The sequence below is a fragment of the Erythrobacter crassostreae genome (genome assembly GCF_019204045.1).
Lineage (GTDB): Bacteria > Pseudomonadota > Alphaproteobacteria > Sphingomonadales > Sphingomonadaceae > Erythrobacter > Erythrobacter crassostreae.
In genome coordinates this window covers 724,004-737,006 of the sequence record NZ_JAGSPC010000001.1, presented here as the reverse complement: position 1 = coordinate 737,006, position 13,003 = coordinate 724,004, and the positions used below count along the sequence as shown (strand labels likewise).

Sequence of the window (13,003 nt, the reverse complement as noted above, 5' to 3'; positions counted from 1 at the left end):
CACGGCATATTGGTGTGCTAGGCCGCCGCCGCAGACAATTTGGAATTCGAGCAGTGACTACAAAGACATTAAAACGAGGCCTCGGCGGCTTGGGTGTTCTGGCGCTTGGCGCGGCAATAATTTTTGCGCCGACGGCATCCGCGCAGGGCGGCTACGCGCAGGTCATCGGCAACGATATGAGCAAGTGCTCAGCCGGAAACGGTCCTGCCGTGCGCCTGCGCGTCAGCGGCTTGAAATCATCAAGCGGCAACCTGTTTGTGCGAACCTATCACGCCAAGAGCGGGGATTGGCTTAAAAGCAAGCGTTACCTGACACGGATTGATGCGAGGCCGCGCAAAGGATCAATGACCGTCTGCGTACCCGTGCCGCGTGCGGGCAATTATGCCATCGCGGTTCAACACGATGCCAACGGCAACCGCGAAATGGACTTTTCCAAAGACGGCGCCGGAATGTCGAACAATCCCAAAATTGGATCGTTCCTTGGTATTCCGCGCCCGCCCTCCGTGCAAAAAGCATCGTTCAGTGTCGGCAACGGCGTGAAACCGCTGGCGATTACCGTCCGGTATCGCGACTGATTTTATCCGCTATGCGATAGGCTTTGGCGGCGCTACCTTGCTGCCATGCTGACCGATACAATCCTCGAATCCGCCCGTGCGCTCGCGCCTGATATTGTTGCGCTTCGCCGCGCTATTCATGCAGAACCCGAACTTGGCCTGCATACCCCGCTGACCATGGCGAAAGTGCGCGAGGCGCTGTCCGACCTTCCGCTTGAATGGAAAACCGGCCCCTCGACAACGGGCGCTGTTGCAACGCTGAAAGGCGGCAAAGCGGGCGAAGGCGCGCCGCGAGTGTTGCTACGCGGCGATATGGACGCGCTGCCGATGGACGAAAAGACCGATCTCGATTTCGCCTCCACCATTCCGGGCCGGATGCACGCCTGCGGACACGATACCCATACCGCCATGCTAACCGGAGCGGCGCGTATTCTCGCCGCGCAGCAAGATGAGTTGACCGGCACTGTCGATTTCATGTTCCAGCCGGGTGAGGAGGGATATCACGGCGCGCGCTTTATGCTTGATGATGGCCTGATCGACCCAATGCCCGATGCAGCATTTGCGCTGCACATAATGCCCAACGCTGCATACGGCGTATTGGCGGGCCGCGCCGGACCGTTGATGGCGGCGGCCGACCAGTTTACGATCACCGTAAAAGGACGCGGCGGTCATGCCTCTATGCCGCATGACTGCGCCGATCCGGTGCCAGCCGCTGCCGCGATTGTCAGCGCCATTCAGGCGATGGTGACCCGCCGTTTCAAAGCGACCAATGCCGTCGTCGTCACCGTCACGCAGATCCACGCAGGCACTGCGCATAACGTTATCCCGGACGATTGCGTTTTGGGAGGGACAATCCGCACTTTGTCCGCCGATCACCGAGAGAAAGTGCACGGCCTGATCCAAGAAACCGCGCGACAAACGGCGACAGCCTACGGGGTTGAAGCGACCTGTGAGCTTGAATTCGGTTTCCCCGTGACATTGTGCGATGCGCGCGCGGTGACGCTGGGCGAAAAGGTCGCCAAACAGCTCGGCGGAGCCGAAGGCTGGCGCGATCTGCCCGACCCTATCATGGGTGCAGAGGACTTTTCATATCTACTGGAAAAGGTACCGGGCGCGATGTTCTTCCTGGGCGTTGCACCCGATGGCGAAGACTGGACCCAGTGCTGCGCCATCCACTCGCCGCGCATGCATGTTGATGAAGGCGCGCTGCCTCACGGCGCAGCCATGTTGGCAGGTTGTGCATTCGAATATTTCGAGAACGGTTTTAGAGAGTAATCTACTTAGCCGACCATCAAAACCTCGGTTTAGTTCGCGTCTCTCTATTTAACTTACAAGTAAAATCGGCGCGCCGATTTGACGTTAGAGAGTAAAGGAAACGTCCCTAACCCGCTATTAACCATTCTACCGTACCTCCTGCAGCCGGAGCGCAAGGCCATTTGCCGATGCGCGTGCAGGGGGCATCACAATGCAGCCAATGAAACGCTTGCTTCAAAGTGAAAAAGAGCAGAGCGCTACATCAAACGCATGGATAGGTGGATTTGTCGCTGACGGCTTTGAACCCGTCGCGAATGCATTTCAGGCGTCTATAATGTCGGGCGCAGCGCTGGGCGCGGCTTGCACGATCATGCATCACGGCGAAACGCTGGTGGACTTGCACGGTGGCTGGAAAGACCGGTCACGAGAACATTCATGGCAAGCCAGCGACATCGCTCTGGTCTATTCGCTGACCAAGGGACTGACGGGAATGGCCGCCGCCGTTGCGGTGTCTCGCGGGCTGTTTTCCTATGACGAACCGGTTGCTGATATCTGGCCAGAATTTGCAGCGCACGGCAAAGGTGCGGTTACCGTAGGTGAAGCGCTTTCTGAGCAAGCTGGTCTTGCGGCGATTGATTACAAGCTCACCCTTGAGAATATCGGCGATGAAGCGGCGATTTGCGCGGCTATTGCGCGCCAGAAACCCAATTGGATACCAGGCGACTACTCCGGCAACCACGCATACACCCTTGGCTGGATTGCCAGCGAGCTGATCCACCGCCGCGACCCGGATGGCCGCCGCCTCCCCCAATTCTTCGCCGAAGAAATCGCCGGCCCGCTTGGCCAAGATGTCTTTCTTGGCCTGCCTGAAGACTTTGATCGCAGCCGTATCGCGGAGATCGACGGGTTCAGTATGCAAGATATGCTTTTGCGCCATACCACGATGCCTTGGGCCCTAATTTTCAAGATGTGCCTGCCGGGCTCACTCGCCTTCCGTACGCTCAACAATCCGTTGGCCCTGAAAGGGCCAGGAGCGCTTGATTGCGAAGAGTTCTGGCGTGTCGGCCAAGGCGCAGCGGGCGGCATGGCATCCGCGCGCGGATTGGCGTCACTCTACAGTGCGTTCGCCGAAGGCGGCGAAAAGCTGGGTGTCACGCCCGAAGTTATGACCACCCTTATCAAGGGTCATGCTTACCCAAACAAAGGGCTGAAGGACCAAATCCTGACCGCCGACATGTATTACTCCCACGGGTTTGAAAAACCATTCAGCCAGTGGGAATTCGCCCGCACACGCAGCGCCTTTGGCAGCTTCGCCGTGGGCGGCTCACTCGCCTTTTGCGACCCGGAAGATGGCGTTGCTTACGCCTGGATCACCAACACACTCGGAACCGGAAAGTGGGATGACCCCCGCGAGAAAACGGTCCGCGATGCATTCTACAAATGTCTGGAGCAACGCTCATGAGCATTCGCCACGTCGTTCTATCCGATTGCCACCTTGGCGCGCGCGACAGCCTGTTGACCCACGTGCATGGCAACGGCGCAATCGCAGATGGACCATCCGAAGTGCTTGCCGCTTTCGCCAACGGGCTTCGCGAAACGCTTGCCAACGCAAAGGGTGATCAAAAAAAGCCGCAACTTGTCTTGCTGGGCGATGCGTTGGACCTTGGATTGTCGCCGTTTGGTGATGTTTCAAAGAGCTTTCTTCAGCTTTTGGACGCGTTTTACCCAGTAGATGGAAGCGATCTCTTTGACCGCGAGATCATCTATGTCGCGGGCAATCATGATCATCACCTGTGGCGTATCGCGCAAGACAATGGCTTTCTGAGCGCGCTCGAAAACGGGGAAATGCCGGGCGATCTGGATGCCGTGACCAAGATATTCGGAACGCCGACGCATCGCTGCCGTCTGATGGAATCTCTGTTCACTCACCGGCCACATCTGCGCGATGCTTCGGTGAAGATTGCTTATCCGAACTGGGGGCTTTCTGACAGCAAGTCTGGCCGCGCAGTCGTGATGCATCACGGCCATTATCTCGACGGGATGTACCGCGCGCTTTCAAACATGCGCGCGTTCCTTGGCGATGGTGATGCACGTCCAGCTACCATGCGGCAGCTGGAGCAAGAGAACGGCCCTTGGATTGATTTCCTCTGGTCCGATCTGGGCAGCGCAGGCGAAATCGGCAACGAAGCCGGCTCGCTATACGAAGTCATGCTAAGCGCAGGTGCAAGCCACGATTTTGCCGAGAGCATTGCCCGCCGGATCACCGGCGGCCTGCATTCGAAAATGGGTATCAACCCGAAAATGCCGCTAAAATACGGTGTCACGCTGGACAATCTGATCCGGGCCGGTGTCGATCTGACCGCTGGCCGCGCTGCAGAGCGCCAACGCGACGGGTACGGGCATGTTCTGGGCCAAGACGAAATCGATGATCTGGGCTGGTTTCTCGGGACACCGCTGGCGACCGAACTGCGGCAGGAATTGCCGGATATGCCGCGCGAATTGTCATTCATCTTTGGCCACACGCACAAACCGTTTCAGGATGAACTGCTAGTCGATGGTTATGATGTGCCTGTTGGCATTTTCAACACAGGCGGATGGGTGCTCGACGAACCAACTCTGATGCCGGTGCAAGGGTGCGCGGCCATGCTTGTATCTGATGAGCTTGAAGTCGCCTCCTTGCGGCTTTTCAATGATCCGACGGATGGTGTGATGGCACCAGTCCGCGTCGAGGGGAGCGGCCGGACCAGCCGCCTGGTCGATGAGACATCCGAAGCGGTGGATCGTGCTTCTGCCCAATGGGCGGAGTTTTCGACCATCGTCCACGCTCGCATTGTCGAGGAGGCTGACAAGCGCGTCCGCGAATTGCTTGAGCGATCCAATGAAGAACTGCGGGAGGCGGCAGAATGACCCAGCAAATGACAAAACAAGCCAGCACGGGCCAAAAACGTATCGCACGCAGCCTCACCGAGGCAAAGTCGCACTACACAGTGCTCGTGGTCGGTTCGGGCTACGGCGCTGGCGTCGCGGCCTCACGGCTCGCACGGGCTGGACAGGATGTCTGCATTCTGGAGCGCGGCAAGGAAATGCTTCCAGGCGAGTATCCCGACAAGCTTACCGATGCGCAAGGCGCCATGCAATTTAACGTCAAAGGTGGCCGGATCGGTGCGCCCGATGCCATGTTCGAAGTGCACGTGAATGACGATCAATACGCGCTGGTCGGATGCGGCCTTGGCGGGACATCACTAATCAACGCAAACGTTTCGTTGGAGCTGGACAAGCGCCTGCTTGATCAGACCCAGTGGCCCACTGCTTTCCGCGATCATCCAGGCGAAATCGATCCGTATTACGAACGCGCTCGCGAAATGCTCTCGCCAAACGCATATCCTGATACATACCCGAAGCTGGGCAAGCTGGATGCGCTTGAGCATTCGGCCAAAACTATGGGTAAGCGGTTCTACAAGACCCCGATCAACGTCAATTTCGAAGACAAAACCAACAAATTCGGCGTCCCGCAGCCAGCCTGCACAAACTGCGGCGACTGCACATCGGGCTGCAATGTCGGCGCGAAAAACACGACGCTGATGAATTACCTGCCGGATGCCGCCAATCATGGTGCGGAAATCTTCACACAGGCCAAAGTGCTGTGGGTGGAGCGTGACGAGGAAAGCGATGTTTGGCGCGTCCACGTTGAACACAATAGCGAAAGCGCAAGCAAAGCTCCTATCACCATTTCCGCAGACCATGTGGTGCTTGGCGCGGGTGCGATAGGTTCGACAGAGATCCTGCTGCGTTCGCGCGAAAAGGGACTGCCCGTTTCCGACCGGCTCGGCACAGGCTTTTCGGGCAATGGCGACGCGCTCGGCTTTGCTTATGACAGCTACTTTAAGTCGGAAAAGGAAGGTGATGTTGTCACCGCCAAACCGATTTACGCGATGGGCGTCGGTGCAAATGATGTTGCGCAAGAAGCCTATCCCGGCCCGTGCATCACCGGCATCATCGACATGCGTGACAATGAAGATCCGGCCAAGGGCCTGGTCATTGAAGAAGGCGTCGCGCCCGGAATCCTCGCCGCCGGATTGGGCCCCGCCTTCTTCTTCGGCGAGGCATTGGCCGACGGATTTACCCGCTTCGGATTTGATCAGGTCAAACCGCGCCTGCTGGATGCCAAAGCCATGGGTGAAGCGGTGCAGACCGATCCGGGCAGTATCGCCGAGTGGGCCTATAAAGGTCCGATGGCGCGTACGCTGACCTATCTGGTGATGAGTGTCGACGATTCCGGGGGCAGGCTTGCCTTGCAGGATGATCGCATCTCCATTCAATGGGCCGATGCGGGCAAGCAGCGGACATTCCGCCGCGACGATGACAAAATGCGCGAAGCCGCTGAAGCCATAGAAGCGCAATATTTCTCCGATCCGCTTTGGTCTGAACCGATGGGACAGAAACTCATCACGGTGCATCCAATTGGCGGTTGCGGCATGGGTGATGATGCAGGTTCAGGCGTTGTCGATGACAGCTGCCGCGTATTCGCTGGCAATAGCGGCACGAGCACCCACGAAGGGCTCTATGTCTGTGATGGTGCCGCGATCCCGGCTGCCGTTGGAGTGAACCCACTTCTGACGATCACAGCCGTCGCAGAACGCGCGGTTGAGAAACTGGCGCAGCGCCAAGGGTGGACCATCGATTATACGCTTGGCGAGGAAAAACCTCTGCCAAAAGAAGTGCCTGCGGAAGAAAGAATTGCTGTCGAGCAGCCATTGGTTCCGCATGGTGACAGCCTGAAGCTGTCCATCGCCAAATGGGTGGGCGGCCATGCCATCGGTCCGGTTTCTGATGCCGTCACCAAAGCGGCAAAGCAGTTCGAAAGCGGCGCGATTGATGAGGGCAAGGCGGCTATCCGCCAGCTGGTCAAGGATCACCCTGAAGCGATGAGCCCCGGCCTCGCCTTCACCGAAACTATGGCGGGCCACATCAGCTCGACCGGCGGCCATCATCGCCCCTGCGGCCATGTCGAGCGTATCCGCGACGATTACGCCAACGGGGCAGCCTGGGGTCAATCCGAAGACAGCGTGTGCAGCTTTAAGCTGACCGTTACGACAGACAACCTCCACCGGATGATTGACGATCCGCAACACATCTCGCGGATTACCGGAGACGTGTTGGTGAGCGCGATCTCTCCAGATCCCATGCCGGTGCGCGAGGGGATATTCCGCCTGTTGGTTGCCAACCCTGACAAGGCAGAGAGCTGGAAAATGCTCTATGACATGATCTTGGAAGGACCCGAGGGACCGATCCATTTCCATGGCTTCAAAACGCTGGAACAGCGCGGCCAAGGAAGCGGAACGTCCGATCCGTGGACTGATCTCACGACTTTGTTTGTCACTCTGCGTCATGGCGAGGATGCCAATGGCGATCTGATCGGGCGTGGCGTACTTAAGCTCGGCATTGACGAGTTCATGCGGCAATTGAACACGATCACAGTGCACGACGCGGACACACTGATCGGCCATGTTATTAGTCTGATCCCGAAAGCTCGCAAAGCGATCGAGACCTATTTCGTCGCAAAATATGCAGGTTTCTTCGCGATGACTGTGTTCCGCGCCTATGGCGGAATGCTGGCGACGCTGAACGATTTTGCGGCCAAAGATGCAGAATTGTTATCGCCGCGTGCCATGCACCTCCCTCCATCTGAAAAGCATATTGTTGCAACCGGCGACGGCGTGAATATCGGCCTCACCCGCTATCGCGGCGGAGCGCGAGGCCCGCTTGTCCTCGCACCCGGATTTTCGGTACGCGCGTCCAGCTTTGCGACGCCAACGGTCAATGAAAACCTCACCGAAAGCCTCGTGGCACAAGGGTATGACGTGTGGCTGTTCGATTACCGCGCCAGCGCGGATTCGGGCAATGATACCGAGCATCCCCCAGAATTTTCGATCGACGATATTGCCCGCTACGACTGGCCAGCCGCGGTTGAGAAGATTCGCAGTGTCACCGGCGCTGACAGCGTCCAAGCACTGGCCCACTGCGTCGGTTCCATGAGCTTGCTTATGGGCATCGGGGCAGGCTGGGTCACGCATGTCCGCTCGCTCATCAGTTCGCAGCTTACCCTGCATCCGGTGACGGATTGGCTCAATTACATGAAATCCGATCTCGGCATCGCCGGCATGCTTGGAGAAATTTCGTTGCTCGACGGCCATATGGATTTTGTGAGCCATGGCACCGAAGCCGACAATGAGATCGATGCAGTCGCCTATCAAATCCCCGTGCCCGATGGTCAGGCTTGCAAGAACCCGACATGCCGCCGTGTCTTTGGCGTTTTCGGCCCAAGCTGGGATCACCGCCAATTGGGCCACGATACGCATCTGGCGCTGGGCAGCATGTTCAGCCGCGTTTCTCTGTCACCGTTCAAGCAATTGCAGGATATCATGCGCAAAGGTCTGGCGGTCGATTGCGATGGCAAGTCAGCATATACCGATGATGAGGCCGCGCGGCGTCTCGCGATGCCAATCAGTTTTCTCTCCGGCGCGACCAACCAGATATTCTATCCGGAAAGCGGCCAGCGCACACGCGTCTGGCTATCAGAGCACAATGGCAAATCCCTATATAACCAGCGAATTATTCCCGATTACGGGCATATGGATCTGTTTATCGGCAGGAACGCACACCGCGATGTGACGCCATGCATATTGGAAGAGCTGGACCGGCTTGATCGGCAATCTGGCGCAGAGGCGGAACAAGCAACTTCCTAAGGCCGTGAGGTGAGTTGGGTTCCAGCTGTGGGCGGCCATTATAGTGGTCGCCTGCAGCGACTCCGCTTGTTACCTCTGCGCCCCGTAATTGGCGTTGAATAACTTCGTTTTGTCTTCGACGCGCCTGCTCTCATGGTCATGGTATCGATAGCCAACGACCAAAGTTGCCACACCCAGCAATGCAAAAGCGGCAGGGAACGCTCCCCCTACAGACAAAACCAACACACAATAGGCAATGACCAGAAAACCCCAGATCATTAGCGGGATGCCGAACCAAGAACGGCCGAATGTCTTCAGATAGTCCCACAGCATCGTTCGATTGTCCGTTTTGCGGTAGAGTTGGGAATAGCCTGCAACAGACCAGTCGACATCCCACCCCTGCCGGCTCACCCGCCAGCGCCGGTATATCAAGGCACCCAATACGATCAGCAGCGCCAGAGTAGTCGGCGTGCTCTTTTGGATCGAATAGGCAAGCGGAATGATGTCCGGAATGATCTCTCTGGCGTAGTGGAAGATCGTGCTGCAACCCTGCAGTGCAGCGCAAAACAATGGCCAGAACCGCCGCGCATTCAATGCCAAAGCGAGGAAACCCGTCAATCCGATCAAGTCCGATAACACGGAGACATCATCTACAGTCGAATATTCAGGGCCAGCGCTCTCACCCAGATAACCGATGGCCTGAACCACAATCATATAAAGGAAAATGAGGACGCCGAACCGTTCCGGAGCGCCACCCGCTGTATAGTTTGGATGTTCGCCCTTGCTTCCAAGCATATCCCAAACGACGAGCCCAACCGAGACCAACAGGGCGCCAAAAAAAACGGCGACACCGGTTTGTTCAAGGTTGGGCAGTGTCATCAGCCGTTTACCAGTTTCAGCGTCGCGTGCTCAGCGGCAGGGCAATCCCAAGGAATATCGGCCTTCACCGCATCATGTTCGGCGCGTGCATGGGCAAGGGCGAGCTTTTCACGTGCTTCGTTCAAGCGCGATTGCGAACCTGACAGGAAATTAAGCGTGCGCTGACCATCCAGTTGGCCCATTGAGCTTTCTGTGCGGATGGTGCGAGCAAGCATTGCAAGCTCATCCAGTTCGTTTTGCATCCGGTCAAGGTTGTCCATTGCGGCATGGAAACGGTGGCTCATTTCGTGGCCCATTTGATCGAGGTTTTTCATAGTCTTTTCCTACTGCGCAGAGCGCGATTCAGGTTGAGACGTTTGAGATACATAAGAGCTGTGGTAGCGGGCAAAGTCGAGGCCTGTCCGGGCGGCTGTGAGCACCATCACGAGGATGAATACGATGCCTGCAAGCCGCCACCACTTTCCACCAAGTTGGGCATCCAAAACGTCAAGACGCGAGACCGGAACGTCGGGTATCGACTGATCCGTTGCGACTTGACCGCGTTCTGCACGATCACCGCTTTTGTTTCCTAGTCGGGAAAAACCACGTTCGGCATTTCCGAATGCCTCCAACAGCCTTTCATACTCTTTGACAGTGGGGTTTTTTCGCGCGGTCCCTAACTTTCTTGCCGCTTTCTCGATGTGCGTTTCAACCGTCCGCTCGCTTATCCCCAATCGGGCAGCGATCACCTTGTTCTCCAGCCTTTCAAGCGCAAGATCAAGCACCTGCGTCTGACGCCGGGTAAGCGATGAAAGCAAGTTAGAGGCGCGATTCTCATCCATGTGGGGCTGACATAGCAGTTCTCGGAACAGCACCAACAGTCTCATAACGCGGCTGTGACCTGCAAGGGTGTGGTTACAGACCCTTGGCGTTCAAGATTTGAGGTGCCGGAAAGGCAACAGAAAGCAGGCTATCGAGCCGCGCCACTTCACTGCAATGGCCCGCTCACCTGAGCAAACAAAGCAACGGTTTTTCGCCAAAATGGTGCACCCGACTGGATTCGAACCAGTGACCTCTGCCTTCTGAGGGCAGAGTTTATGCACAATCCGGGACAAGCTAAAACACCGAAACTATTGAATTAGCGTTATTCTGTATCCCCGCTTGTATCTGCTCATCCCCATACGCATTCCATACAAAACGGAATGGAGGAATTGGCGATGGCATTGGATCTGAGCAAAGTCGGCAACCGGGAGCGGTTGAAAGTGCAGCGTGAACCGCACTGGCAAAGGTTGCGCGCCGGATGCTTCCTTGGCTTCCGCGCCTCCAAGCGTGGCAGCAAAGGAACTTGGATCGCTCGCGTCTATGACGAGGACACGAGCAAGTATCAGGTGAAATCGCTCGGGGATTTCGGAATGCTGCCCGGCAACGAGATGTTCACGGCGGCAAAGAAGGAAGCCGAGAAGCTGGCCGAGCTTGTCGAATCTGGCGGCGAAATCCGCGCCAAGATCGAAACCGTTGCCGATGCCTGCCGGTGAGTATGCCAAGGACCGCCCAGAGGCTGAGCAGCGCTTCAAGCGCTACGTTTATGAGGATGCAATCGCCAAGGTGAAGCTGGACAAGCTTCGTCGTCGCCACGTGAAGGGATGGCGCGAGCGGCTGGCGGCGCAGCCGGCACTGGTTAGCCGACGCAAGAAGGGCAATCCAGTTGAGCGCGAGCGGGCACCGTCGACCGTCAATCGCGACATGGCTGTGCTGCGAGCGGCCTTGAGCAAGGTACTGTCACCCGGCGCTCCTAATAGCGAGGCGGCTTGGCAGGAAGCCTTGAAGGCCATCCCCAACGCCAATGGACGCCGTACGCTCTATCTGGACCGCACACAGCGCAAAACACTGATCGAAAGCAGCGATGCAGAGGCAGCGCCGTTTGTCCGCGCCCTATGCCTCTTGCCGCTTCGTCCGGGCGCCATGGCAGCGCTCACGGCTGGCGACTTCGACAAGCGCACGTCGGAACTGACAATCGGCAAAGACAAGACCGGCAAGCCGCGCCGCATTCAGTTGCCGCAAGAGGCAGCGCAACTGCTCGCCAAGCAGGCCAAGAACAAGCTGCCAGGCGCGCCGCTCTTCATGCGCGCCAACGGCAAGGCTTGGGACAAGGATAGCTGGAAACGGCCCATTGCAACCGCCGTTGCCGCTGCCGAACTGCCAGCTGATGCCACCGCCTACACCTTGCGACATAGCACTATCACCGACCTCGTGAGCGCCGGGTTGCCACTGCTCACCATCGCTCAGATTTCCGGCACCAGCGCTGAAATGATTGAGCGCCACTATGGGCACCTTGCGAGCGATGCAGCGGTCAAGGCGCTCGGGGAGCTGGCGCTGTGACGTCGCCCGACGACGATGAATTAGCCTCCGAGGAGGGGCTGGAAGAAATAGCAGACGCTTTCGTCTTCGCCTTCGGGCTCGCAGGCCCCTTAGATTGGGTCGCAGAACTCAACCAACGACTAATTGCACCCGCAGGAAGGCTCGCGAACTCGCGAGCCGCTTACGATGACCCGACGCGCGACAGCACGGACGAGATAGACGCGGAGTCCAAAGCCAAAATCCGCATAGCCGTGAACGATTATCTGTCTGAGATATTTCAAATGCTCCACGCAATGCCACTCTTTCAGCAACAGCCACAGATACTTGAGCCCCTCAAATTCGTGATCACCGAGATTGCAAGCGTAGAGAAAGGAAGGACACTTCATTGGTTGCAGGCCGATCCGTCTAAACAGCATTATACTTTGTCTACAAAGGAGGCAGAATGGGTGCCGATCATTGCAGCGCTTCAGCTGGCGCTCTTGTTGTCGAAGATTAACGGCGAGGATCCAGCGGTGAAGCATCTCAAAGGCAAAAAAGCGCTCCCGTCGGTCACTACGATCAAAGAGTGGCACGCCAAGCTGTTCAACAAGGGAAAATCGGGATCTCTACCCGATCCGTCCAAGAAAATAGCCGCCGAGAGCATCCGCTCCATAGTCAGCGAAATGCGAGCTGTCCTGCTCGTCGCGCAGGGCCCAGAGGCGCGGGATCGACTGCTGAATAGGCGGATCGACGACTTGCTCAGCCTCTGACGAATTTTCGGGTTTTCGATTTGCTTCCGCAAGTCTGTGAAGTCACCTGATTGTCCCGCAACGCTCGGGCAATCCCGCTCGGACCTTGCGGGATAGAAAAGATGACGGAAAGACTCATGATGACCGTGCCCGAAGCCGTAAACGCTTCTGGCATGTCTCGCTCCGCAATTTACCTCGCTCTTAAGAGGGGCGACCTTCAGGCTCGAAAGGCAGGGCGCCGAACGCTCATCGCGGTCTCTGATCTAGAGGCATACCTTGCGAATTTGCCAACGTATCAGTCGGAGGCTTGAACCATATCTCCGGAAAACGAAGTCCGCGCGAGCGAAGCGTGGGCTTCGCAACCCCGCATCAAGGGACTGTCCAAGAACACTGCCGTCCGTCTGGCCGGACAAGTTCGATTCCTTCCGGCGCACAATAGGAAGCCGATTCTGCGCGAGCGAAGCTCTCTCGATCCAAAGTCTCGAGAGCGAGGAAATTGCTGGCCAAAAGATAGTCATCTGCCGCC

At 57.4% G+C, this 13,003-nt stretch carries 12 protein-coding genes and 1 tRNA gene; 9 read left to right on the top strand and 4 right to left on the bottom strand.

Annotated features, from left to right (window positions below):
* The first annotated feature begins 53 nt into the window (after positions 1–53).
* From KCG46_RS03720 to KCG46_RS03700, 5 genes are all read left to right on the top strand, one after another.
* Positions 54–575 (top strand): DUF2141 domain-containing protein, encoded by a 522-nt coding sequence (locus tag KCG46_RS03720; protein ID WP_369410158.1) that lies wholly within the window; start codon positions 54–56, stop codon positions 573–575.
* Positions 576–620: 45 nt separating this feature from the next.
* Positions 621–1,829, top strand: coding sequence for a M20 metallopeptidase family protein (locus KCG46_RS03715; RefSeq protein ID WP_218403974.1), 1,209 nt, complete (start codon positions 621–623; stop codon positions 1,827–1,829).
* 199 nt (positions 1,830–2,028) lie between these two features.
* A complete protein-coding gene (locus tag KCG46_RS03710; RefSeq protein WP_255551750.1) occupies positions 2,029–3,270 on the top strand; it encodes a serine hydrolase domain-containing protein in 1,242 nt (413 codons plus the stop codon).
* Positions 3,267–4,715, top strand: a complete 1,449-nt coding sequence (locus tag KCG46_RS03705; RefSeq protein ID WP_218403972.1) for a metallophosphoesterase — start codon at positions 3,267–3,269, stop codon at positions 4,713–4,715. The genes KCG46_RS03710 and KCG46_RS03705 overlap by 4 nt, the downstream gene beginning before the upstream one ends.
* A gap of 8 nt (positions 4,716–4,723) precedes the next feature.
* Entirely contained in the window at positions 4,724–8,554 is a 3,831-nt protein-coding gene (locus tag KCG46_RS03700) for a GMC family oxidoreductase N-terminal domain-containing protein (RefSeq protein ID WP_218403971.1), read from the top strand.
* Between the two features lie 69 nt (positions 8,555–8,623).
* Here the strand turns inward: KCG46_RS03700 and KCG46_RS03695 are convergent, their stop codons facing one another.
* The 4 genes from KCG46_RS03695 to KCG46_RS03680 all read right to left on the bottom strand — a co-directional run bounded on the left by KCG46_RS03695 (position 8,624) and on the right by KCG46_RS03680 (position 10,516).
* Entirely contained in the window at positions 8,624–9,412 is a 789-nt protein-coding gene (locus KCG46_RS03695) for a hypothetical protein (protein WP_218403970.1), read from the bottom strand.
* The gene (locus KCG46_RS03690; protein WP_218403969.1) at positions 9,412–9,726 is read right to left on the bottom strand and encodes a hypothetical protein; all 315 of its coding nucleotides are present in this window, start codon (positions 9,724–9,726) and stop codon (positions 9,412–9,414) included. Before KCG46_RS03690 ends, KCG46_RS03695 begins: the two co-directional genes overlap by 1 nt.
* Positions 9,727–9,735: 9 nt before the next feature.
* Positions 9,736–10,233 carry a helix-turn-helix domain-containing protein gene (locus tag KCG46_RS03685; RefSeq protein WP_218403968.1) on the bottom strand — a complete coding sequence of 166 codons (498 nt, stop codon included), beginning with the start codon at positions 10,231–10,233 and terminating at the stop codon, positions 9,736–9,738.
* 200 nt (positions 10,234–10,433) lie between these two features.
* Positions 10,434–10,516 (bottom strand) — tRNA-Leu (locus KCG46_RS03680).
* Positions 10,517–10,608: 92 nt separating this feature from the next.
* Here KCG46_RS03680 and KCG46_RS12590 point away from each other — a divergent pair.
* The 4 genes from KCG46_RS12590 to KCG46_RS03665 all read left to right on the top strand — a co-directional run bounded on the left by KCG46_RS12590 (position 10,609) and on the right by KCG46_RS03665 (position 12,788).
* The gene (locus KCG46_RS12590) at positions 10,609–10,926 is read left to right on the top strand and encodes a hypothetical protein (protein ID WP_255551749.1); all 318 of its coding nucleotides are present in this window, start codon (positions 10,609–10,611) and stop codon (positions 10,924–10,926) included.
* A complete protein-coding gene (locus KCG46_RS03675) occupies positions 10,913–11,770 on the top strand; it encodes a tyrosine-type recombinase/integrase (RefSeq protein ID WP_255551748.1) in 858 nt (285 codons plus the stop codon). Before KCG46_RS12590 ends, KCG46_RS03675 begins: the two co-directional genes overlap by 14 nt.
* Complete coding sequence (locus KCG46_RS03670; RefSeq protein ID WP_218403967.1) at positions 11,767–12,498, top strand: hypothetical protein; 732 nt, start codon at positions 11,767–11,769, stop codon at positions 12,496–12,498. The genes KCG46_RS03675 and KCG46_RS03670 overlap by 4 nt, the downstream gene beginning before the upstream one ends.
* A gap of 101 nt (positions 12,499–12,599) precedes the next feature.
* Entirely contained in the window at positions 12,600–12,788 is a 189-nt protein-coding gene (locus KCG46_RS03665; protein ID WP_218403966.1) for a helix-turn-helix domain-containing protein, read from the top strand.
* The last annotated feature ends 215 nt before the right edge of the window (positions 12,789–13,003 follow it).

What these genes read in the sequence shown, in the direction of transcription:
- KCG46_RS03715 (WP_218403974.1), top strand. Translation starts at nt 621, where the DNA reads ATGCTGACCGATACAATCCTCGAATCCGCCCGTGCGCTCGCGCCTGAT.
- KCG46_RS03710 (WP_255551750.1), top strand. Translation starts at nt 2,029, where the DNA reads ATGAAACGCTTGCTTCAAAGTGAAAAAGAGCAGAGCGCTACATCAAAC.
- KCG46_RS03705 (WP_218403972.1), top strand. Translation starts at nt 3,267, where the DNA reads ATGAGCATTCGCCACGTCGTTCTATCCGATTGCCACCTTGGCGCGCGC.
- KCG46_RS03700 (WP_218403971.1), top strand. Translation starts at nt 4,724, where the DNA reads ATGACAAAACAAGCCAGCACGGGCCAAAAACGTATCGCACGCAGCCTC.
- KCG46_RS03695 (WP_218403970.1), bottom strand. Translation starts at nt 9,412, where the DNA reads ATGACACTGCCCAACCTTGAACAAACCGGTGTCGCCGTTTTTTTTGGC.
- KCG46_RS03690 (WP_218403969.1), bottom strand. Translation starts at nt 9,726, where the DNA reads ATGAAAAACCTCGATCAAATGGGCCACGAAATGAGCCACCGTTTCCAT.
- KCG46_RS03685 (WP_218403968.1), bottom strand. Translation starts at nt 10,233, where the DNA reads ATGGATGAGAATCGCGCCTCTAACTTGCTTTCATCGCTTACCCGGCGT.
- KCG46_RS12590 (WP_255551749.1), top strand. Translation starts at nt 10,609, where the DNA reads ATGGCATTGGATCTGAGCAAAGTCGGCAACCGGGAGCGGTTGAAAGTG.
- KCG46_RS03675 (WP_255551748.1), top strand. Translation starts at nt 10,913, where the DNA reads ATGCCTGCCGGTGAGTATGCCAAGGACCGCCCAGAGGCTGAGCAGCGC.
- KCG46_RS03665 (WP_218403966.1), top strand. Translation starts at nt 12,600, where the DNA reads ATGACGGAAAGACTCATGATGACCGTGCCCGAAGCCGTAAACGCTTCT.